Here is a 20,746-nt window from a genome sequence, read left to right as displayed (position 1 = left end):
CTGGACAGCCTGTGGCAAACCCCATAGACTCCGCCGGTGTTGGTTGGGGTGTTCTGCCAGTGATGGCAGAACTGAGATACACCCATTGAACCTGAACCAGATAATGCTGGCGTAGGAAACCGACGGGCCTGAGAGCTGCTAAACCCCTGATGTACTGACCATCGTGCATGCCTGTTAATCAATGCATTTTATTGCCCCGACAGGAACCGCAACACCCCGCCCGTTGTTCCCGCCAGTCCTGATGATATGGAGTTTCTCTTGTGGAGCTGCGCGAGCTTATGTCTTCTACACCCATCGCATTGACCATTGCCGGTTCTGACAGTGGCGGTGGTGCCGGCATTCAGGCAGACCTGAAAACCTTCTCAGCCCTTGGTGCCTATGGCTGCAGTGTGATCACTGCGCTGACCGCACAGAACACGGTGGGTGTTCAGGGTATTTTTGATGTCTCACCCGCCTTTGTCCGGGAGCAGCTGGACTCGGTCTTTTCCGACCTGAACATTTCTGCCGCCAAGGTGGGCATGCTGAGCCAGCCTGAAGTGATTGATGCGGTTGCCCGCGCGGTCAGTGATTACCAGCCGAAATACCTGGTGGTTGACCCGGTGATGGTGGCCACCAGCGGTGATGTTCTGCTTCAGGAAGCCGCCATCGATAACCTGCGTCGCAAACTGATTCCCAAAGCAACCCTGATTACCCCCAACCTGCCGGAAGCAGCGGTTCTGCTGAACTGCCCCCGACCTGAGTCACTGGCAGCCATGGTCGCCATGATTGACCCGTTGATGGCCCTGGGAGCCAGTGCAGTCTTGCTCAAAGGCGGCCACCTTACCTCAGACCAGGGCAATAAGAAGGCCGTTGATCTGTTCCATGACGGTAACACCCTGCACCAACTTGAGTCTCCCTGGGTGGCAACCCGTAACACCCACGGGACAGGCTGTACATTGTCGTCTGCTGTCACTGCCTTGCTGGCCAGGGATTACCCTTTGATCGATGCCGTGCGCTCTGCCAAGGAGTACATTGCCGATGCCATTGGCCATGCCGACCATCTGAACATCGGTTCCGGCCATGGCCCGGTCCATCACTTTTACCGAACCTGGTCATAGAGAATACCGCAACGCATGTTTGATGTGATTATCCGCCAGGCCAGCCTGAGATTTGGCAACCACTGTGTTTTTACCGACCTCAACCTGACCCTTAAAGGCGGCCAGTGGACTTGCCTTCTGGGTGGCAGCGGGGTGGGCAAAACCAGTCTGTTGCGTCTGATTGCCGGTCTGCCTGCGGGCGAGACAACGGGGGAAGTGGTCTGTCAGGACGGCTTTTCGGTTCATCACCGAATCGCCTGGATGGCGCAGCAGGACCTGCTGCTGCCCTGGTTTTCGGTACTGGACAATATCACCCTGGGGCAGCGCCTGCGCCGCAATCTGACCGATGTGTTCACCCGTCGTCCGCTCTTGTCAGCCGAGGTTCGGGACCAGGCCATGTCCATTCTGGAAAAGGTAGGCCTGAGCGCAAAAGCCAACGTTCTGCCCCAGCATCTGTCCGGCGGTCAGCGCCAGCGGGTAGCACTGGCCAGGACCCTGATGGAAAACCGGCCACTGGTATTAATGGATGAACCTTTCGGCGCACTGGATGCCATCACCCGGCTCAATTTACAAGACCTGGCCTGTGAGCTGTTACAGAACCGTACGGTGCTGTTAATCACCCACGATCCCCTGGAAGCCCTGCGCCTTGGCCATGAGGTTTATCACCTGAGGGGGCACCCGGCCCGACTGACGGATGCCATTACGCCACCGGGCAAGACACCCCGCTCACTGGATGATAATGACCTGCTGGCCTTACAGGGCAAACTGCTGGATCGTTTACGTCATGAGTCGTTTGATGAACAGGCTGGAGTGCCATAAAGAATGAAAGACTCCGTCAAACCCTTTGTCGTTCTTATTGGCCTGCTGGTGCTCTGGCATACCCTGGTGATGGCCTTTGAGATGCCATCCTACATCCTTCCCGGTCCGTTAGCGGTGGCCAACAGCATGGTAGACAATGCCAGCCTGCTGTGGGAACACACGCTGGTTACCCTCAGTGAAATGCTGCTGGGTCTGTTACTTGGTGTTCTGCTGGGTATTATTCTGGCGCTGGTGCTGGTCTATTTTACCGTGTTAAGACCCTGGCTCTTACCGCCATTGTTGATTACCCAGGCCATTCCGGTCTTTGCGCTCGCACCGATATTGATGCTCTGGTTTGGTTACGGCCTGACGTCGAAAGTGGTGATGACCATTCTGGTGATCTTTTTCCCCGTGGCCACCTGTTGTTATGACGGACTGCGCCATACCCACCAGGGCTGGCTGGATATGGCCCAGACCATGGGCGGCAGCCGGCTGGCCATTCTGCGCCATATCCGCTGGCCTGCGGCACTGCCAGCCCTGGCTTCCGGGCTGCGGGTAGCCGTTGTGGTGGCACCGATTGGTGCCGTTGTCGGGGAGTGGGTTGGCTCCAGCGCTGGCCTTGGCTATCTCATGCTTCAGGCCAATGCACGACTCTGGACTGACCAGATGTTTGCTGCGCTCACCGTGCTGGCCTTCTGTTCCGTGACCCTTTACTACACGACCGACCGTGTTTTACGCAGACTCATTCCGTGGCAACCGGAGACTTCCCAGGAATAAGAAATGAATAAACTGATGCAACACACTTTTTTATGGGCAATGGCATGGCTGCTGTCCGTCAGCCTGCAGGCCAGCGCCAGTCAGGTATCCAGCACCGCACCGGCCAGGGAGCTGAAAGAGCTGACCCTGATGCTGGAATGGTTTGTCAACCCGGATCACGGCCCCATCATCATTGCCCGGCAGAATGGCTACTTTGCAGACCAGGGGCTTACGGTGACTATTCAGGAACCGGCAGACCCCAACCTTCCTCCCAAACTGGTGGCGGCAGAAAAGGTGGACCTTGCCGTTTACTATCAGCCCAGCATGATTCACGGAGTAGCCAACGGCCTTCCCCTTGCCTGGGCCGGAACCCTGGTGGCCACCCCCCTGGACGGCCTGCTGGTTCTGGATGACAGCCCGATCAAATCCCTGAAGGATATGAAAGGTAAAACCATCGGTTTGAATATTGGCGGCATAGAGAATGCCATTCTGGACACGCTGTTTGCACCCTACGGGTTTGGTGCCGGGGATGTAAAACTGGTCAATGTGGGCTGGAACCTCTCCTCTTCCCTGATGAGTGGCCGGGTGGATGCCATCATGGGCGCGTATCGTAACTTCGAACTGAATCAGCTGGCGATTGAAGGGCGTAAGGGCCGTATGTTCTATTACGAGGAAAACAATATCCCGCCTTACGATGAACTGATTTTTATCGCCAACAGCAAGCAGCACGATAAAGACGCTATTCGTCGTTTTCTCAGGGCGATTGAACTGGGCACTCAATATATTGTGAATAACCCGGAAAAATCCTGGGAGATCTTCAGGGATTACAACCCGGAGAAACTGGATAATGAACTGAACCACCGCGCCTGGTTTGACACCATTCCCCGTTTTGATCTGCGACCTGCCGCCAGGGATGCGGGCCGTTATCAGGCATTTGCTGACTATCTGCAAGCGACTGGAGAGCTGAAAACCCCGGTAAACACTAAGGACTACATGCTGGATTTTTAATCCGGAATGGACGTCACCGGCTATCGTCAAGACCTGCTTTTTGCGATAGCCACCTCATTTTTAAATTCCTCCCTGAGCGTGCCGACAGAAAGCGAATGGACTGAAATCTCTATTGTTTAACTCCGGAAAAAGGATATAAGCCCCATGGACAGGTATAAAAAACCAGTACTCAGATTCATTGTCATGGCCGGGCTTGCAACCGCCCTGGCTTCCCCGGTGACGGCTGAAGAAGTCATGGTCCGAGACAATATGCTCTCTGTGAGTGAAAATTATGATTCTGTCGGCATCGATAACGCTGGCTCAATCAACATAAATGGCAATATGAATGTCAACGGCCCTTTTACCAATAGAGCGGGTGGCTCAGTTAATGTCGCTATGGGGCTGAATATTTCCGGAAGTACATTGACCGCCACCAATGAGGGAACACTGACTGCTGGCAGTTACTGGAGTGATGGGCACTTTATCAACAACACAGGGGCGGTCGCATCCCTTGGGGTGATAAACAGCAGTGGTAATGTAACGAATAAAGGTACGTTATCGTTTGAACAGGGATCCGTCGTTGCTGACTTTAATGGCTCCGGAGGAACCACGTATATCACCATAACAAAACTTGATCCTTTTCCAGAAGATCATAATTGGAATAAGCCCCTGCTTAAGGCCACTGGAAGAATCCGACTTGATTCTGACTCAAAGATCGTTCTCAACGTAGCCGAGGGTGCGATGCCCGATAGCGTGAAAAGGGTTGCTATTGCCCTGAGTGGTGAATACCTGAAGTTTAATCACGATTCGACGGGCTCAGAGCTTGATCGTGCGGGCCGCCATCTTATCACTTCTGGCAATGACTTCCTGGTGGTAGAACATGTCGAGATGGATATCTTTGGCATCAGCGCAGACCTCAGAGTGAAAAGGAAAAAATAGGTTAGGGATAAACTCTGTGTTCAAAATCAACACGGTGTTAGCAAATTTAACGGCGGAGCCTGATTGTCCACAAATCCGGTCCGCCTGTTTTTAATAATGGTTTCAGCCGGACTTGCGGTAACGCTGATTGGCTGAGGTATTTTCTATTTCATTACCGGGCATACGGAAAGGGTTATCTCTCTGAACGGCAACAGGAGCCGCACGCTGGCCATGCCTCGCCAGGTCCCTCAGGCTAAATTGACTTTTAAAGCGCGCTAACGGCAATGGGAACGACTCTTCCTTGCGAAGAAATTCAATGGCTGCCAACGCCTCATCCTTAGTCACCTGCAGGCCTTTCCCCACATCCCCCCTCAGATAACATTCCACTTTCAACCGCGCTTCCTCGGCGGCATGGGCGCTGGCTAACTCATCTTTGAAATGCTCTATCGCCAGCATGGACTCATTATTTTGATCTGGCACCCGGTTGAATTCTTGAATAACGTCATCCGGGGTCACTTTTCTGTTGTCGTGTGGAATTTTCTGCAAGCACAGTTTTTGCAGGAAGAGGCCACCCCTGAGCGACGTTTTATCGTTGCCATAGGCTGCAAGCACATCTGAAGAAGTGATTTGTCGTCCCTGTAATGGTTTTTTTTCCCAAAAGGCATCTTCAATACATTTGCCTTCACTCAAGGGGGTGGCTGTATCTCCATGAGGCGGACGGTTTGAGATGCCTTTACCACTGAATGTACCGGTAGAATGGCCAGAAATCCCGCTTGAACCGGCTTCTGGATCAACCCGGCCAGCAGTGTTTGGATGGGAGAAAAATGATGGTGATGCAGTGGGTGATGGTTTCAAAATAAAGCCCAGTCTGGATTATAAACACGACCATTTGACCCCAAAACAATTATTTGGTTCATCCCATTTATGCCCGGGTCGTGAGTTGGCTACCATGGGAGCTGAGCCTGTCTCTACATCACGATTTTTAAAACTCTCCCTGTGTGTGTCGACAGTAAAACGTGAGAGCAGAAATTTCTACTGTTTAAACCGGGATGAAGGAAATAAGACACATGGATAAATATAAAAAGCCGTTTATCAGATTAGTTCTTACGGCCGGGCTTTCAACTGCGTTGGCTTCCCCGGTAATGGCTGAAGAGGTCATGGTTCGGGGCAATATGCTTTCTGTGAGCGAAAATTATGATTCTGCCGGTATCGATAACGCTGGCTCAATCAACATAAACGGTAATATGAATGTCAACGGCCCTTTTACCAATAGAGCGGGTGGCTCCGTTAATGTTGCTATGGGGCTGAATATTTCCGGAAGTATATTTACGGCCATCAATGAGGGAACACTGACCGCTGGCAGTTACTGGAGTGATGGGCACTTTGTCAATAGTATGGGGGCGGTCGCTTCCCTTGGGGTCATCACCAGCAGCGGTAATGTAAGGAATAAAGGTACGTTATCGTTTGAACAGGGATCCGTTGTGGCTGACTTTAATGGCTCCGGAGGAACCACGTATATCACCATAACAAAACTTGATCCTTTTCCAGAAGATCATAATTGGAATAAGCCCCTGCTTAAGGCCACTGGAAAAATCCGACTGGATTCTGATTCAAAAATTGTTATCAACGTATCCGAGGATGTGCTGCCCCGTTCCATGGAGGATGTTGTTATTGCCCTGAGCGGTGAATACCTGGAGTTTGATCACACGTCGGCAGGCGATGTACTTGATCGTGCACGCCGTATTATCACTTCTGGCAATGACTTCATGGTGGTAGAACAGGTCGATGTAAATATTTATGGCATCAGCGCAGACCTCAGAGTGAAAAGGAAAAAATAGGTAAGGGATAAACGCTACCCATGGGGGAGGTATTCCTTTCAAAAACCTTCTTACCAGGATGGAAAACCAGATTTCAATCTGCTTCAACCAGTCGGCCGTCCCTATCCACTACCCAGGTACTGAAATCACGGGCCATGCCTGTATTACCCGAATAGTACGTTTCAGCTTCTGCCTTTAACGCATGGATACTGTTGGCTCCAGCCTCAGCAGAACGCTGATAGCGGCCACTGAAGTGGGTAAGAATCAAATTGGGAACACCGCTGGCCTCTGCTGCTTCAGCAACCATTCGGGCTGAGCTGTGCATCCAGACTGGTCCGGCTTTTTGCAGGGCGGCTTCGGTGAGTGTGGCTTCGTGAACCAATAGATGACTGCCTTGCAGTGCATCAATAAGCAATTCCGGCTTATCGTTATCACCCGCAATAATGGCAACCCGGCTGGCGGGTGGTGGTTGCAGAACCTGTTCAGGGAGTATCGTCCGGCCATCTTCAAGAGTAATGGCCTGCCCTTTTTGCAAACGCCCCCATAGCTCTCCCCTGGGAACGCCCAGTGTCGTCAGTTGCTGAATGTTCAGTTGGGTACTGAGTGTTTTTTCCGCAAAACGATAGGCAAAACTTGGCACACGATGGGAGAGCTGGTGAGCCGTGACAGCAACCCGGGTATCCTGATAGTGAAAAGCCGACTGGTCGCTGCGAATAAACTCAATAGCGAATGGCAGTTCCAGAACATCGGCATAGTGTAATGCCGCCTCCACAAACTGCCGAACGCCGTCAGGCGCGCAGATGGTCAGGGGGGCCTGCCGACCCTGCATGCTGGCAGAGGTAATCAGCCCGGGCAGGCCATACATGTGATCGCCGTGAACATGAGTAATAAAGATGGTTTTAAGATTTTTGAGGGTATAGCGACAGCGAAGCAGCTGATGTTGCGTACCTTCACCGCAGTCCACAAGATACCATTGCCTGGCATCATCGATGGCCAGTGCCAGTGCCGTGACATTTCTTTCGGTGGTGGGCATGCCGGCCGAAGTTCCCAGAAAAGTCAGTTTCATGAACACCTGCTTTAATCACAATGCAACTTGTATTGTACCAGAGGAATACTTCGAACTTATGAAATTTCTTGCCAATTTAGTTGTCTAGTTGATATCGATCACGTTAATTATTGTTTATTTGGGCTTTCTTCATGATTTATCCCGGATATATTTATTTAGCTCCAACACCGACCTTCGTAGGTTATGGCAACGTTGAGTTACCACGGATTGCAGGTGAACCTGCCCGCTTTTGCACACATCATTGCACAGAGGTGGTACCCATGAGGGCAATGGCTGCCAGTGCGGGTGCCCGGATTGAAGGTGATGCTTGCTGTTTTGAGAGAGGTTATCGTTCTGTTCGGCCTGTTTATTCCGAGGGGTATTTTGGCGAGGGCTTCACAGGTCAGCAATATTATGATTTTAGCGAACATGATGAACCATCGTTCAACATAATGGGTAATCAGACGTTCGAACGATATGAAATGCCAATAGTAGAAACTGACTTTCCCGGAAATAACAGTGAGCAAAGAACCCCTCCGACTGCTAACGATATGGACTGCTATAACCCTCCGGAATCTGCAACAGCGGATTCTTGTACCCGGGAGCAGGAGTACTATCAACGTTTAGCGGAGTTAAAAGAATATAAGGGGCTGATTGAGGAATCGAAAAAATTCTTACCTAAAAATGCCCTTGATGAGTATATTCGGGATTTTTTGTCGGGAAACAGGAAAGAGCTGGAACTGTCCAGACTCTTTAGACAACATCCAACGCCACGGCCACTGTGTGGAATATATAGCTCAACATCTGATCACATCATCAGCATGAAGGCTCATCGCATAACGGATAAACAAAAAAAGGAACTCAGGACAATCCTGGAAAGCCAGAAACCCTCTGATTTTGGCATTAAATCCCGTAAATGGACCATGAGGAATGTCACAAACCTGATCAATAAACTATTTCAGTTAGATTTCGAGCAGGGTAGTGCGAAAAACCTTTTGTGCGAAATGAAAATATCGCTTAAGTCAATCAATGACAGTCACAAACTGACTCCGGGGAGATGATGTGGGGACAGTACTTCTCACTCCCTATTGCGGCTGCAGATTTGAGGCGCTGGTGATGATAAGTGGTATCACCGGTGCCGGTAGAGCTGAGTTATACAGCGACCCTATCCGAAATATCGCCTTGCCTGAACAGTTGAAATAAAAAGCAACGAGCGCAACAAGCCCTGCCAGACTTGGCCTGTGCGGGTCTTTTGGTCGCAATAATACAGTCATTTGTCCGTTTCCAGGGTGGTGTATTGTATTTAGGACTGGCATAAAGGCAGCTTGAGCCTTGAATCATAACAACGAATGTTGCGCTCGTTGCGGTTTTAATCAAGAGTAACCGCCCGTGGCATTCATTGAATTGAGTGTCACCCCCTGTCTATATCTGGTCTTTAATTGCAGGCATACTGATAAGTAGTTAACCAAATGAAATCGTATTTTCTGACTAAGTGGGCAGTCACTCTGCGGCGTTACAACTACGGTCACATAGCTACGGCTATGCTCCCTACGTTGTGCCTTGCATAGTAACTGCCCACTTAGCCAGAAATATACGATTCCATTTGGCCAACTACTTAGAATTTTCGCCAATAGCCAAAGACACCTCCCATGATGCTTTTCAATTCGCTGCTCCCGGGCAGATATAAAAAAATGTTCACAGCACTGTTGTTTGCTGCCTGCTCAATCATTCCTCAGTTGGGTATCAGTAATGAACAGGTGGCAACCGAAGCAGAAATCAAAGCCATTGAAAGTGATATCCAACATACGAAAGAGCTGTTGGAATCCCTCAATGCGGCACGAACTTCTGCCCAGAAACAGGTGCAGAAGAACGACAAGGCCATTCAACAACTGAACACCGATATCATCACGCTGGAAGCTCGCCTTAAGGAGGGGCAGGGCGAAATAAAAAAGCTCCAGAGCCGTCAGCAGCGACTGACGGCAAAGAGTGAACAACAAAAGGTTCAGGTTGCCCGGAGTCTGCAATCGCTTTATAAGAGTCTGGGTGACAGCCGCATCAAGCTATTGCTGAACCAGGAAGATCCGGACAGTGTTTCCCGACAACTCGTTTATCTTGATTACTTTCAAAAGGCACAACTTCAGTCTATCCGTGAGTATGAGAAAACCCTTGCGGAACTGAAATCTGTGGAACATGACCAGCAAACCCTCCTCTCCCGACTGAATCAGGAAAAAGCCGTGATTGACCAGAAAAAGCAGTCCCTGGTCAAACAGCAGTCTGAACGTAAACAGCGGTTGAGTGAGTTGGCGAGTCGTTATCAAAAGGGAGGAAAAGCGCTTAAACAGCTGGAACAGGAGCGAGAAAAGCTGGATAAGGTGCTGGCCAGTATTATCAGTCGGCAGCTCGGTAACAGTGAGTCTTTCAACAATCGTAAAGGCAAGCTGTTATGGCCGGTAAAAGGACGCGTGTTGTTTAAGTTCAACGATCAGAATCCGGAAACACGCATGCGCTGGCAGGGCATGTTTATTGCCGCAACCTCCGGAACAACAGTTAATGCCGTGCATGATGGCCGGGTTATCTTTGCCGACTGGCTGAGCAGTTACGGCCTGTTGGTGATCGTTGACCATGGTGATAATTTCCTGACGCTGTACGCTCACAATGACACCCTTCTCAGGCAGGAAGGTGATACGGTGCTGGCGGGTGAGCCACTGGCGTTGAGTGGTCAAAGTGGAGGGCAGCAGACTGAGGGCGTTTATTTTGAAGTGCGCCTGAAGGGCAAACCCCAAGACCCATCTTTATGGCTTGGCCGTAAGTGAGTAAGGGAATCCAAACCATGTACCACTGTCGGAGAGTATCCCGAACTCAGTGTAGTTTCAAACGGTGATACCGATAAGTAATTTCTATACTTCACTGAATTAAATAATGCTCGGGAGCATTCATGAATTTGATTTTTAACCTCCACCGGCTTATCAAGGCATCGGCCCTGGTGCTGGCTACCGGACTGGCATTCAATGGCTGGGCTGATACGGCTGTTCAGGAAGAACAGCCCCCAAAGGCTCCTGCCGCTGAAATCAACAGCCAGTCTCCAGTAGACCAGGACACCGGGCACGGTGAGCAGCCAAAAGGAAAGCTGCCGCTTGATGAACTTCGGGCCTTCACCGAAGTCATGGAACGCATCAAAAAAGCCTATGTTGAGGAAGTCGATGACAGGACGTTGCTGGAAAATGCCATTCAGGGAATGCTCAGCGGGCTTGATCCTCATTCTGCTTATCTGAAACCGGATGACTTCAAAGAGCTGGAAGAAAATACCTCCGGAGAATTTGGTGGCCTGGGTATTGAAGTGGGCATGGAAGATGGCTTTATCAAGGTGGTGAGCCCCATTGATGACACACCTGCCGCAAAAGCCGGCATTCAGGCCGGGGATTTGATTATCAAGCTGGATGATGTATCGGTTAAGGGAATGAGCCTGGGAGAGTCGGTGGATAAGATGCGCGGTAAGGCAGGCACCCCGATCAAGCTGACGATTGTCCGTGAGGGTGTGGAGAAGCCCCTTGAGATTGCCCTGGAACGGGCGGTTATCCGAGTCCAGAGTGTCAGGGCCAGACATCTTGAGCCGGGTTATGGTTATATTCGTGTCAGTCAGTTCCAGGCGGATACCGGCCATGAGCTGGTGGATACCTTGAAAGAACTCAAGCAAGCACAGAAAGACGGCAAGCTTAACGGGCTGGTTCTTGACCTGCGCAACAATCCGGGTGGTGTGCTGCAGGCTGCGGTTGGCGTTACCGATGCCTTTATCAGCGAAGGGTTGATTGTTTACACCAAAGGTCGTATTCCAAACTCTGAGTTGAGGTTTAGCGCATCGGTTGATGACCCGTCAGAGGGCGTCCCGTTGGTGGTGTTAATCAATGGCGGTTCAGCCTCAGCCTCCGAAATTGTTGCCGGTGCCCTGCAGGATCATAAGCGAGCTGTGCTGATGGGAACCGAGTCTTTTGGCAAGGGGTCGGTACAAACCGTTTTACCGTTGAGTGTTGATGCAGCCAAGGGATTAAAACTGACCACTGCCTTGTATTATACGCCCAATGGTCGATCCATCCAGGCCGAAGGAATTAAACCGGATATTTTGGTCCAGCGTGCCAAAGTAACCCCGATTGATGCCCCTCAGCAGTATAAGGAAGCCGATTTGCAACGACATCTCAGCAATGGCAATAAAGATGATTCATCCAACAGTAAGAAAGCCAGGGCCAGTAAGGCAGAGAAAGAGGCAGCGGAGCTATTGGCCCAGGATTATCAGCTGAATCAGGCGTTGAATGTATTAAAAGGGATGCACATTAATACGATTACTGCCGTTAAGCCGGAAGAAAAGAAGACGGCTGCGCTTAAGCCAATGAAAACCACGCCATAGAAGACGACTGTGCCTCGTTACCGAGGTTCCTGATAGCGGTGTGGTATTAGCGCCTATCTGCACTAGTGCATGGTTTCAATGATTTTGACGTACAATCTCCGTTCCCCCTGAGCGGAGTCGAAGGGTGATTGGCACAGTATTCAGGGTATGGAGTTTACGCCTTTCGACTCCGCTCAAGACGAACGGAGTTTGGAGGTCAAGGAAAGAGCCCATCAATTGCATTGAAACCATGCACTAGAAACGATAAGAAACCCCAAAACTGATAACAGGCTGCCAGCGGGCAGTTGTCGTTTCATCAACATTGTTTCTTGAGATGGATTTCAAACTGTTAACCCAGAAAAAAAAAGCAGAAAAAAAAAGGACACCCATAGACTTTTCGACCGATAAAAGTGGGTGTCCTTTTTATGTTCCGACCTTCACCACCCCTTGGTAACATTTTGATTTTAAACGATTAAATATCGTGCCAACCATATATTCGAATAGAATATATGCTTCAAAATCAAATGATTACGTTATTTTGGTGGTGAAAGTGGGATGTTCCTTTTTATGTTCCATTTTTATGGGGTAAGGAAGCCGGATCACACCTGCTGCCATATATTGGCCCGGAACAATCTGATGTGGTACATCGAGCTACTGGAGAAATTCGATCTGATGTATTTCTCTGAATCTGAAAAAACCTGTTGTCGTTGGCGATCATCTATCATGACGCCGCAGCGGAAGATGCCCCCAGGCGAGATGAAGAAGTTCAGGGGGTAATCCGGTTACTGACTGGGCGCTGTCCGGGACATGAACTGATTTCAGGTTCTTTTGTGGAACGTGGGAATCTGTCGCTCTGGTTATAAGGGAGCCAGGCAGCTGAACTGCGGAGGCCATGGACTTATGGGAAAAAATTTTCCTTCAGAAGTGCATTTTTCAAACCATAAGGCAAATTTAAAGAAGATATTGTTCGTCTATCAAGCAAATCATGCAGCTTCCTCTTGCACAAACTTTCCAGACTGAGAGTAGTTTCTTGTGGGTTGAAGCCAAATTTCTGAGTGACTGTACTGATAACATTCGGTGACAGGCTTCTCTCTGGACAGCTGCCGTAGTGGATCAGTTCAAAAGCAATTTTCCAGAACCCTCGTTTGTTGGCCCAGAACAGAGGAGTACCATCTCTAACGTCACGACTATGAACATCCGCCTTATACCGCAACAATAACAGCACCACCTGGTAATGTCCTGCAATAGCCGCCTGCGTCAAAGGAGTAGCAAGACCAGAGGAGTGACTATTAACATCCGCCTTATGCCGCAACAATAACTGCGCTACCTGGTAATGCCCTTGAGCCGCCGCCTGTGTCAAAGGAGTATCATTACCCTTGGTACGGCTATGAACGTCCGCCTGATGCTGCAACAATAACTGCACCACCTGGTAATGTCCTGCAGCCGCCGCAAGCGTCAAGGGCGAATTCTTCCCAAAGGTATGGCCGTGAACATCGGCACCGGATTGCAACAGCAGTTCAACAAATTCAATTCGCCCAAATTCAGCCGCAGTGGCCAGCGGATTGGGGGGATAGACACCACCTAAGGCATTACAATCAGGATCTGCACCGAATTGCAACAGAAGTTTCACTAAATCAATATCCCTCTTTTTGACTGCCCCTGACAGTGGTGAAAGTGGTCTGAATCCTCCGCCGTTTACATCATCCGCATTATGCTTCAACAGCAATTTCACGGTCTCGATGCAACCTTTCTCAACAGCTACTCTAAGCAGACCTTTCTCCATACCCGGACCTTGCCAATGCGCACCATGTTCCAGCAACAGCTTAACCAGCTGAACATGCCCATGCTTGACAGCTTCGCTCAGGGAATTTGACCTGAAATAGCCGCCATCAAACCTGTTAATGTTGGCTCCATGACTCACCAGTAGCCGGGCAATCTCAATATAACCCTTGCCCGCAGCCTTGCACAGTGGCGTCCCCCTTCCAGAACTATTACTGTTGGCGTCGGCTCCCATAGTCAGCAACATTCGTACGCTCTCGGTATGCCCATGCATGGTAGCCTGAGTCAGTGGCGTTCCGCCTCCGTAGGCAAAGCTGTAAATATCCGCTCCATGCTCCAGTAACAGGCTTATCGCCCCGACCTGTCCGTTCCTGGCAGCCTGAGTCAGGGGAGTCGGCCAGCCAAGGGTATTGCTGTTAATATCCGCCTGGCAATCAATCAACAGTTGCATAAGTTCAGTGTTACCCAAGGCCGCAGCTGTGGCCAGTGGCGTCATGCCCTTGCAATCGGGGTGGTCAACACGAGCTCCAGACTCAAGCAGTAACCTCGCGATGTCAACTAACCCGTACATGGCTGCCCGGGTCAATGGGGTAAACCCTTCTCTGCCGGGGAACCTGAGGGCTTTATGCTGCTTCCGCAACCCTTCCTCGCGGCCATTAACCTCGGTGCCATTGCGCAACAGCCATGCCACCATATTGATATCCCCGCACTCAACTGCACAATTCAGAGGGACCTTACTGGCAGCGCCGGTGCAATGTGCGACCATACAACGGTTGTCGCCGGTTCCTGCAGCAGCCAGACCGTCAGTCCTGACTCCGGATTGCACGGCCACAGACAGATTATGACCATAAGTGGGCTGTAACCCGACTCTGCCGGATATTCCCGGATCGTCGGGAACAGAGATACGGGGAATCTGTTTTGCATAGGTCGGTAAATAAGTGTCGTCTACTTTCTCCGAAGTTTTCGAGGTTCCGGCAGCACTGGCTGGTAGCAAGCCAGGGTAACCCCCGGTATTTAGTGGTTGCATGGTAACTTGCCATCTGTCCGAATAGGTGGATGCTTAGAGCAATCGCTCTGTAAAAAAGTTCCGCCTTGTTATCCGAGGTCGGTGATTTTTGTCTTGATGTGACACGAAAACACGAGACGCAAGCAGGTCTTGGCTGAATCAGATTGAAATCTGGTTTTCCATCCTGGTCAGAAGGTTTTTGAAAAGGAACAGCTTCACTTCCAAAGAGGACCTGAAGGTACGGCTCTACGGTTTTATTGAGTTCTTCAATGAGAGGATGGCCAAGCCATTTAAATGGACTGTCAAAGGCCGTCCTCTGCAGGTGTGAAGATGCGTGGGTATTAAGGCTTGGATGCGCTAGAAACGATAGGAAACCCCAAAACTGATCACAGGCTGCCAGCGGGCAGTTGTCGTTTCATCAACGTTGTTTCTTGAGATGGATTTCAAACTGTTAACCGTAGGGGCGGCAAGATTGCTGCCTTCATTATTTTCATAAACAGCACCAATATCAACCCGAACACCCAGCCTTGCCTGATCCACCATTTTCTTCCAACCTACACCAAGATAGGTTTTGTTGTTGTAGCGTGAATTCTGTGAATCTTTTGCCGCATGGCGAAAACTGCCAGCCGACATACTGAAGTTGTTATCAAAAGGCTGATAATCAATGCGCAGGCCTCTGGCGTTATCAGCCGGGCTTAATGACTGGTTGCTCAGTTCCAAGGTAGAGGGCTTATCCGGGGATTCTGCCGCGTGTTGCTCCGGCAGCAGTTCAACATCACCAGGCATCTGCCCATGGTCGTCTGCTTGCGCAGAGCCGAGAACAGTGACTCCCAGGGCAATGATCAGCAGATGACTATTCATGGCATTTTCCCTCCATCCTTTTCTCCATTGGTGTGTGAAGAACCGGAAAACGGTATGCTCGATGCCTGTGGATATTGAACAGCATTTTTATAACACAACTCATTTTATCGTCGCTGTATTTATCACAAGAAGCAACTGTTCTTTTGCACAAACTCTATCTATTTTTTAATGCACTGTTTTTGTTCATTGATTCAATTTATGAAGTGTTCACGCCATGTACTAAGTATTTTTCGTAATACCCGATGAATTTACCACTCTGATACCCGATTCTTCTCACTGGTAGACTTAGCGCCAACATCGATTGGCTGTGGATAACCCCATGCAAGTTCAAAATATGCCCAACTATGGTGCGGTTCCTCCTGCGGAAATGGCAAAGCTGGCTGAGCAGGCAGTAATAGGCAAAGCCAAAAAACACCCTGAGATAACCATGATCCTGGCGATTATGGCCGGTATCTTTATTGCCATTGCCGGCATGTTCTATACCGTAGTGATGGCCGGTGCCCAAAGCATGCCTTACGGTATGTCCAAACTGGTGGGTGGTATTGTCTTCAGTACCGGCCTGATGCTCGTAGTGCTCTGCGGTGCCGAACTGTTTACCAGCAGTACTCTGCTGCTGATGGGCAAGGCAACGGGTAAACTGAAGTTCCGTAACATCGTTAAAAACTGGGGGCTGGTTTACGTTGGTAACTTTATCGGCTCTATTCTCTTTGCCCTGCTGATTATTGGTGGCGGGGTCTGGGAAGGCGGCAATGGTCAGGTAGGCCTCTCTGCCATGTATATTGCCAAGGCCAAATTGGGCTATCCATTCTTCCAGGCCCTGATCCTGGGTATTCTCTGTAACCTGCTGGTTTGCCTGTGCTACTGGATGACCCTGAGTGCACGCACAGCTGCGGGTAAAATGATGGCCTGCATTCTGCCGGTAGCGGCGTTTGTGGTAGCGGGTTTTGAGCACTCCGTAGCCAACATGTACCTGTTGCCAGTGGGCTACATGGTTAAGACTGTGGCTGGCCCTGAGTTCTGGCAGGCGATTGGTTACACCGCTGCCGATTTCGACATGATCAGCCTGGGCAACATCTTTATGAATCTGCTGCCGGTTACCATCGGTAATATCATTGGTGGTGGTGTGATGGTGGGTTTGAGCAAGTGGTTTGTGCACCTTCGTGTTAAAGGTTAATCAAGGTTTAACTGAATGACCTATGATGTGGTCATTCAGTTTCAGCTTTGCCAGCGTAGGAATGCTTCAACATCTGCTTGATGCCCTGCGCTGTTTTTCTGCCAATCCCCCTGGTTTGTGCCAGCTCTTCAACCGAACTCAGCAAGACCGCTTCAATCGAACCGAATTTCTGCAACAGAGCCCGGGCTTTCAGCGAGCCAACACCCGGCAAACACTGCAGCATATTTAACGATTGCCGGACCGGATTTTTAGATGGAACAGGCCGGGACCCCATACCCGCAGAATTCATAAGCCCTCTGAACTTGCTCCATTGTCGCCCCACCATAATCAATAATGCAGCAGTCTCATTCGGGTTCATGGAACGAAGTACGGGAATACCAAAATACAGTGACACTGTGACCAGAGCCCCTTGAATAGACTCTCGTCGTATACCCGATGAACACAACATGTCAGTAGTTCCTTCAATCAGTAATACTTTGCGATAAGGAAAACTAAACTGGCTCAACTGCCGAAATAACCGACCATCAATAATGGAGGCCGCCAGATCGGTCAGCGTTTTTCTCTCAACCAGCCAGTCGTTGTTGATTTTATAATCTCCACTATCAAGAGAGACGGTGTTCACAACAATCCCTTCCCGCCCCTGCAGTATGTCAACAATCCCTGAAGCCCTTTCCCGATAATCAATGTCAATCACGATATTATGCATGGTATGAGCGTTATTCTGATCATTAGGACAGGCAGCAGTATAGCTAATTGTGTATGCTTGCTAAGTAGCTGGCCATATGGAATCACATATTTCTGGCTACTTGGGCAGGTGCTATGCGAGGCACAACGGAGGGAACATAGCCGTAGCTATGTGACCGGAGTTGTAACGAAGCACGACTGCATGGATGCAGGAGCTAGAGCAACGCAGGAGCGGTTGCCGGGAGTGCCTGAACAAGGAGTCAGAAATATATGATTTCATATGGTTAGCTACTTATTGCCATGCAGAGAAATAGAGGGATAAGCAATGAAGTCAGTGGCAATCTTCTGCGGTGCCCGGTCTGGTCGTAAGGAAGCGTACCGTCAGGCCGCTGAGGCATTGGTGGACTCGCTGTTAGAGCAAGGCATCACCATCGTTTATGGCGGTGGTAATGTTGGACTGATGGGCGCTATCGCTGATCGAGCCATCGCCGGAGGTGGCACGGTGGTTGGGGTGATTCCCCATGCCCTGGTCGGACAGGAGCAGGCCCATAAAGGCTTGAGCGAACTGATCCATGTGCAGGACATGCACCAGCGCAAGCAGACCATGGGTGAGCTGGCGGATGGCTTTATCACCTTGTCCGGTGGTGTTGGCAGCATGGATGAACTGTTTCAGGAAATTGCCCATAAGCAGGTAGGCTACCATGGTAAACCCTGCGCCATTCTGAATACGGCTGGCTATTATGATCACCTGGTGGCCTGGCTGGAGAATGCCGTGGATGAAGGCTTTATCACCCGCTACTGGTTTGAACAGCTGGTGATTGACCACTCCCCGGCAGAACTGGTGAATAGAATGATAGGGGCAAAAATATGAAGCCGCTGCTGGTTTATCTGCATGGTCTGAACAGTTCATCCCAGTCAAGCAAGGCTATCCAAACCACCGGGTATGTCCGGGATAACCGGCTGGATATTGAATTATGGATACCAGATCTGCCGGTTTTTCCATCGGATATTGTGCAGTGTATACAGAGCCACCTGAAAAAGTCGCTGAACCTCAGGGATATCTACATCATTGGCAGCTCCCTTGGTGGCTTCCTGGGAACCTGGCTGCAACGCTGGCTACTGGATAATGGCCACCGGAAAAAGGCAAGACTGGTGCTGATTAACCCGGCCGTCGTTCCCCATGAACGATTCGAAGCCTTTCTCGGCCCCCAGAAAAACTTCCATACGGGAGCCGACTGGGTTATGACCGAAGAGTATGTTGAGCAGCTGCTCCTTCTGGAAACAGAGCCACCAGCATCACCGGACAACACACTGCTTATGGTACAGACGGGCGATGAAACCCTGGACTACCGCCTGGCGGTGGAAAAATATCAGCAATGCAGAGCGATCGTACAGGAAGGTGGCAGCCACACTTTTGATCATTTTGAGACCGTGTTACCAGAAATATTTGACTTTCTGGAACAGGATTTTCCGACATCCGTTTGAACAAATCACCGTCGATTCGTTACACTCTCCATTTTCACGCTTTACATCATAAAGCGATCAGTCAGCAAGGACTCATGGTAAAGAACGACTACAATGCCGAGGCGATTGAGGTACTCAGTGGCCTCGACCCGGTGCGCAAACGCCCCGGAATGTACACCGACACCACCCGGCCAAACCATCTTGCCCAGGAAATCATCGACAACAGTGTGGATGAGGCTCTGGCAGGGTTTGCTTCCCATATCAAGGTCACCCTGCACAAAGACCAGTCTCTGGAAGTAGTGGATGATGGCCGTGGCATGCCCACCGATATCCATCCGGAACATGGCATCTCGGGTATTGAGCTTATTCTCACCCGCCTGCATGCCGGTGGTAAATTCTCCAACAAGAACTACCAGTTCTCCGGTGGTTTGCACGGGGTGGGTGTTTCTGTGGTCAATGCGCTCTCCAGCCATCTGGAAGTGACCGTTCGCCGTGGCGGCGTTGTTTCTGCCATCAGCTTTAAAGATGGCTACAAGGATGAAGACCTTCACGAAACCGGCACCTGCGGACGTCGCAATACCGGAACAACGGTTCGTTTCTGGCCCGATGCCAGCTACTTCGACTCCCCACGATTTTCCGTACCAAGGCTAATGCATATTCTCCGGGCCAAGGCAGTCCTTTGCCCTGGCCTGCGGGTTGAATTTGATGACCGTATTTCTGAAGACGTGACCGAGTGGTACTACGAAGATGGCCTGAATGACTATCTCAAAAGTGCCACCAGAGGCTTTGCCGTGCTGCCCGCTGAACCCTTTACCGGTTCCCTGAAAGGGGAAAGCGAGGCGGTAGACTGGGCCGTCCAATGGTTACCCGAGGGTGGTGAACTGCTGACGGAAAGCTATGTCAACCTGATTCCCACCCCGCTGGGCGGCACCCATGTGAATGGCCTGAGAACCGGCCTGCTGGAAGCGATCCGGGAGTTCTGTGAGTTCCGGAACCTGTTGCCCCGTGGCGTGAAACTCGGTGGCGATGACCTGTGGGAAAACTGCGCCTACGTATTATCTGCCAAGTTGGCAGACCCACAATTCTCCGGCCAGACCAAAGAACGCCTCTCTTCCAGAGAGTGTGCCGCCTTTGTCTCTGGTGTGGCAAAAGATGCCTTTAGTCTCTGGCTGAACCAGCATACCGCTGAAGCTGAACTGCTGGCAGAACTCTGCATCAGCAATGCCCAGAAACGGATGCGCAAAGCCAAGAAGGTCGCCCGTAAAAAAGTGACCCAGGGGCCAGCACTACCGGGTAAACTGGCGGATTGTGCCAGTCAGGACCTGAGCATGACCGAACTGTTCCTGGTGGAAGGGGACTCGGCGGGCGGCTCTGCCAAGCAAGCCCGTGACCGTGAGTACCAGGCCATCATGCCGTTGCGGGGTAAAATCCTCAACAGCTGGGAAGTGGACTCCTCAGAAGTACTGGCCTCCCAGGAAATACACGATATCTCCGTAGCCCTGGGAGTTGATCCGGCATCGGATAACCTGGATGGTTTGCGCTACGGAAAAATCTGCATCCTGGCCGATGCGGACTCCGATGGCTTGCACATCGCGACCCTGCTCTGCGCCCTGTTCGTTCAACACTTCCGCCCGCTGGTGGAACGCGGCCATATTTATGTGGCCATGCCTCCGCTCTACCGGATTGATGTGGCCAAGGACGTCTATTACGCCCTGGATGAAGCGGAGAAAGAAGGCATTCTTGAACGCATCCGTGCTGAGAAAAAGAAAGGCAAGATCAATGTGCAACGCTTTAAGGGACTGGGCGAAATGAACCCTCTGCAGTTGCGTGAAACCACCATGTCTGCAGACACTCGTCGTTTGGTTCAGTTGACCCTCGACAATGAGCAGGAGACGACTCAGCGGATGGACATGCTGCTGGCCAAGAAGCGCAGTTCGGACCGCAAGACCTGGTTGGAGTCCAGGGGGAATCTGGTTGAAATTGCTTAAATGATGTGAATTTCA

At 50.8% G+C, this 20,746-nt stretch carries 19 protein-coding genes and 1 riboswitch; of the genes, 14 read left to right on the top strand and 5 right to left on the bottom strand.

Annotated features, from left to right (window positions below; translation table 11 throughout):
• Positions 1 to 34: 34 nt before the first annotated feature.
• A riboswitch (TPP riboswitch) is annotated at positions 35 to 135 on the top strand.
• Positions 136 to 278: 143 nt separating this feature from the next.
• The 5 genes from thiD to ACO6VE_RS06850 all read left to right on the top strand — a co-directional run bounded on the left by thiD (position 279) and on the right by ACO6VE_RS06850 (position 4,556).
• The gene (gene thiD, locus ACO6VE_RS06870; RefSeq protein ID WP_422447273.1) at positions 279 to 1,097 is read left to right on the top strand and encodes a bifunctional hydroxymethylpyrimidine kinase/phosphomethylpyrimidine kinase; all 819 of its coding nucleotides are present in this window, start codon (positions 279 to 281) and stop codon (positions 1,095 to 1,097) included.
• 15 nt (positions 1,098 to 1,112) lie between these two features.
• The gene (locus ACO6VE_RS06865) at positions 1,113 to 1,895 is read left to right on the top strand and encodes an ABC transporter ATP-binding protein (protein ID WP_422447275.1); all 783 of its coding nucleotides are present in this window, start codon (positions 1,113 to 1,115) and stop codon (positions 1,893 to 1,895) included.
• A gap of 3 nt (positions 1,896 to 1,898) precedes the next feature.
• Positions 1,899 to 2,651 carry an ABC transporter permease gene (locus ACO6VE_RS06860; protein ID WP_422447277.1) on the top strand — a complete coding sequence of 251 codons (753 nt, stop codon included), beginning with the start codon at positions 1,899 to 1,901 and terminating at the stop codon, positions 2,649 to 2,651.
• 3 nt (positions 2,652 to 2,654) lie between these two features.
• Positions 2,655 to 3,638, top strand: a complete 984-nt coding sequence (locus ACO6VE_RS06855) for an ABC transporter substrate-binding protein (RefSeq protein WP_422460496.1) — start codon at positions 2,655 to 2,657, stop codon at positions 3,636 to 3,638.
• A gap of 144 nt (positions 3,639 to 3,782) precedes the next feature.
• Positions 3,783 to 4,556 (top strand): hypothetical protein, encoded by a 774-nt coding sequence (locus ACO6VE_RS06850; RefSeq protein ID WP_422460494.1) that lies wholly within the window; start codon positions 3,783 to 3,785, stop codon positions 4,554 to 4,556.
• 102 nt (positions 4,557 to 4,658) lie between these two features.
• Here the strand turns inward: ACO6VE_RS06850 and ACO6VE_RS06845 are convergent, their stop codons facing one another.
• Positions 4,659 to 5,225, bottom strand: a complete 567-nt coding sequence (locus tag ACO6VE_RS06845; protein WP_422447283.1) for a hypothetical protein — start codon at positions 5,223 to 5,225, stop codon at positions 4,659 to 4,661.
• 37 nt (positions 5,226 to 5,262) lie between these two features.
• On the opposite strand from ACO6VE_RS06845, the gene ACO6VE_RS06840 reads away from it, so the two are divergent.
• Positions 5,263 to 5,610, top strand: coding sequence for a hypothetical protein (locus tag ACO6VE_RS06840; protein WP_422447285.1), 348 nt, complete (start codon positions 5,263 to 5,265; stop codon positions 5,608 to 5,610).
• Positions 5,603 to 6,373: a hypothetical protein gene (locus ACO6VE_RS06835; RefSeq protein WP_422447287.1), complete on the top strand. Its 771-nt coding sequence runs from the start codon at positions 5,603 to 5,605 to the stop codon at positions 6,371 to 6,373. The genes ACO6VE_RS06840 and ACO6VE_RS06835 overlap by 8 nt, the downstream gene beginning before the upstream one ends.
• Positions 6,374 to 6,446: 73 nt before the next feature.
• Here ACO6VE_RS06835 and ACO6VE_RS06830 read toward each other — a convergent pair whose 3' ends face one another.
• Positions 6,447 to 7,418: a ribonuclease Z gene (locus tag ACO6VE_RS06830; protein ID WP_422460492.1), complete on the bottom strand. Its 972-nt coding sequence runs from the start codon at positions 7,416 to 7,418 to the stop codon at positions 6,447 to 6,449.
• 260 nt (positions 7,419 to 7,678) lie between these two features.
• On the opposite strand from ACO6VE_RS06830, the gene ACO6VE_RS06825 reads away from it, so the two are divergent.
• The 3 genes from ACO6VE_RS06825 (at position 7,679) to ACO6VE_RS06815 (ending at position 11,796) form a co-directional block, all read left to right on the top strand.
• A complete protein-coding gene (locus tag ACO6VE_RS06825) occupies positions 7,679 to 8,458 on the top strand; it encodes a hypothetical protein (protein WP_422460490.1) in 780 nt (259 codons plus the stop codon).
• Positions 8,459 to 9,046: 588 nt separating this feature from the next.
• Positions 9,047 to 10,210, top strand: a complete 1,164-nt coding sequence (locus tag ACO6VE_RS06820; RefSeq protein ID WP_422460488.1) for a murein hydrolase activator EnvC family protein — start codon at positions 9,047 to 9,049, stop codon at positions 10,208 to 10,210.
• A 122-nt stretch (positions 10,211 to 10,332) separates the two neighbouring features.
• A complete protein-coding gene (locus tag ACO6VE_RS06815) occupies positions 10,333 to 11,796 on the top strand; it encodes a S41 family peptidase (protein ID WP_422460487.1) in 1,464 nt (487 codons plus the stop codon).
• A gap of 877 nt (positions 11,797 to 12,673) precedes the next feature.
• On the opposite strand, the gene ACO6VE_RS06810 is transcribed toward ACO6VE_RS06815, so the two are convergent.
• Together ACO6VE_RS06810 and ACO6VE_RS06805 are read right to left on the bottom strand one after the other, a co-directional pair.
• Positions 12,674 to 14,581, bottom strand: a complete 1,908-nt coding sequence (locus ACO6VE_RS06810; protein ID WP_422447297.1) for an ankyrin repeat domain-containing protein — start codon at positions 14,579 to 14,581, stop codon at positions 12,674 to 12,676.
• Positions 14,582 to 14,917: 336 nt separating this feature from the next.
• Entirely contained in the window at positions 14,918 to 15,421 is a 504-nt protein-coding gene (locus tag ACO6VE_RS06805; RefSeq protein WP_422447299.1) for a hypothetical protein, read from the bottom strand.
• Positions 15,422 to 15,740: 319 nt separating this feature from the next.
• Here ACO6VE_RS06805 and focA point away from each other — a divergent pair, with 319 nt between their 5' ends.
• Entirely contained in the window at positions 15,741 to 16,595 is an 855-nt protein-coding gene (focA, locus tag ACO6VE_RS06800) for a formate transporter FocA (RefSeq protein WP_422447301.1), read from the top strand.
• 31 nt (positions 16,596 to 16,626) lie between these two features.
• Here the strand turns inward: focA and ACO6VE_RS06795 are convergent, their stop codons facing one another.
• Entirely contained in the window at positions 16,627 to 17,301 is a 675-nt protein-coding gene (locus ACO6VE_RS06795) for an ERCC4 domain-containing protein (protein WP_422447303.1), read from the bottom strand.
• Between the two features lie 303 nt (positions 17,302 to 17,604).
• Here ACO6VE_RS06795 and ACO6VE_RS06790 point away from each other — a divergent pair, with 303 nt between their 5' ends.
• The 3 genes from ACO6VE_RS06790 to parE all read left to right on the top strand — a co-directional run bounded on the left by ACO6VE_RS06790 (position 17,605) and on the right by parE (position 20,731).
• Positions 17,605 to 18,150, top strand: a complete 546-nt coding sequence (locus ACO6VE_RS06790; RefSeq protein ID WP_422447305.1) for a TIGR00730 family Rossman fold protein — start codon at positions 17,605 to 17,607, stop codon at positions 18,148 to 18,150.
• Positions 18,147 to 18,764 (top strand): YqiA/YcfP family alpha/beta fold hydrolase, encoded by a 618-nt coding sequence (locus ACO6VE_RS06785; protein ID WP_422447307.1) that lies wholly within the window; start codon positions 18,147 to 18,149, stop codon positions 18,762 to 18,764. Before ACO6VE_RS06790 ends, ACO6VE_RS06785 begins: the two co-directional genes overlap by 4 nt.
• A 74-nt stretch (positions 18,765 to 18,838) precedes the next feature.
• On the top strand, positions 18,839 to 20,731 hold the full coding sequence (parE, locus tag ACO6VE_RS06780) for a DNA topoisomerase IV subunit B (protein ID WP_422460485.1): 1,893 nt from the start codon (positions 18,839 to 18,841) through the stop codon (positions 20,729 to 20,731).
• The last annotated feature ends 15 nt before the right edge of the window (positions 20,732 to 20,746 follow it).

The organism is Endozoicomonas sp. ALB115 (assembly GCF_049310245.1).
Lineage (GTDB): Bacteria > Pseudomonadota > Gammaproteobacteria > Pseudomonadales > Endozoicomonadaceae > Endozoicomonas.
This window is presented reverse-complemented; position numbering and strand designations above follow the sequence as displayed.

Bases quoted from the DNA above. Each gene is read 5' to 3' on its own strand.
- ACO6VE_RS06825 (WP_422460490.1), top strand. From the start codon at position 7,679: ATGAGGGCAATGGCTGCCAGTGCGGGTGCCCGGATTGAAGGTGATGCT.
- parE (WP_422460485.1), top strand. From the start codon at position 18,839: ATGGTAAAGAACGACTACAATGCCGAGGCGATTGAGGTACTCAGTGGC.
- ACO6VE_RS06805 (WP_422447299.1), bottom strand. From the start codon at position 15,421: ATGAATAGTCATCTGCTGATCATTGCCCTGGGAGTCACTGTTCTCGGC.
- ACO6VE_RS06785 (WP_422447307.1), top strand. From the start codon at position 18,147: ATGAAGCCGCTGCTGGTTTATCTGCATGGTCTGAACAGTTCATCCCAG.
- ACO6VE_RS06830 (WP_422460492.1), bottom strand. From the start codon at position 7,418: ATGAAACTGACTTTTCTGGGAACTTCGGCCGGCATGCCCACCACCGAA.
- ACO6VE_RS06790 (WP_422447305.1), top strand. From the start codon at position 17,605: ATGAAGTCAGTGGCAATCTTCTGCGGTGCCCGGTCTGGTCGTAAGGAA.
- ACO6VE_RS06795 (WP_422447303.1), bottom strand. From the start codon at position 17,301: ATGCATAATATCGTGATTGACATTGATTATCGGGAAAGGGCTTCAGGG.
- ACO6VE_RS06850 (WP_422460494.1), top strand. From the start codon at position 3,783: ATGGACAGGTATAAAAAACCAGTACTCAGATTCATTGTCATGGCCGGG.
- ACO6VE_RS06860 (WP_422447277.1), top strand. From the start codon at position 1,899: ATGAAAGACTCCGTCAAACCCTTTGTCGTTCTTATTGGCCTGCTGGTG.
- ACO6VE_RS06815 (WP_422460487.1), top strand. From the start codon at position 10,333: ATGAATTTGATTTTTAACCTCCACCGGCTTATCAAGGCATCGGCCCTG.
- ACO6VE_RS06835 (WP_422447287.1), top strand. From the start codon at position 5,603: ATGGATAAATATAAAAAGCCGTTTATCAGATTAGTTCTTACGGCCGGG.
- ACO6VE_RS06810 (WP_422447297.1), bottom strand. From the start codon at position 14,581: ATGCAACCACTAAATACCGGGGGTTACCCTGGCTTGCTACCAGCCAGT.
- ACO6VE_RS06840 (WP_422447285.1), top strand. From the start codon at position 5,263: ATGCCTTTACCACTGAATGTACCGGTAGAATGGCCAGAAATCCCGCTT.
- ACO6VE_RS06855 (WP_422460496.1), top strand. From the start codon at position 2,655: ATGAATAAACTGATGCAACACACTTTTTTATGGGCAATGGCATGGCTG.
- focA (WP_422447301.1), top strand. From the start codon at position 15,741: ATGCAAGTTCAAAATATGCCCAACTATGGTGCGGTTCCTCCTGCGGAA.
- ACO6VE_RS06865 (WP_422447275.1), top strand. From the start codon at position 1,113: ATGTTTGATGTGATTATCCGCCAGGCCAGCCTGAGATTTGGCAACCAC.
- ACO6VE_RS06820 (WP_422460488.1), top strand. From the start codon at position 9,047: ATGATGCTTTTCAATTCGCTGCTCCCGGGCAGATATAAAAAAATGTTC.
- thiD (WP_422447273.1), top strand. From the start codon at position 279: ATGTCTTCTACACCCATCGCATTGACCATTGCCGGTTCTGACAGTGGC.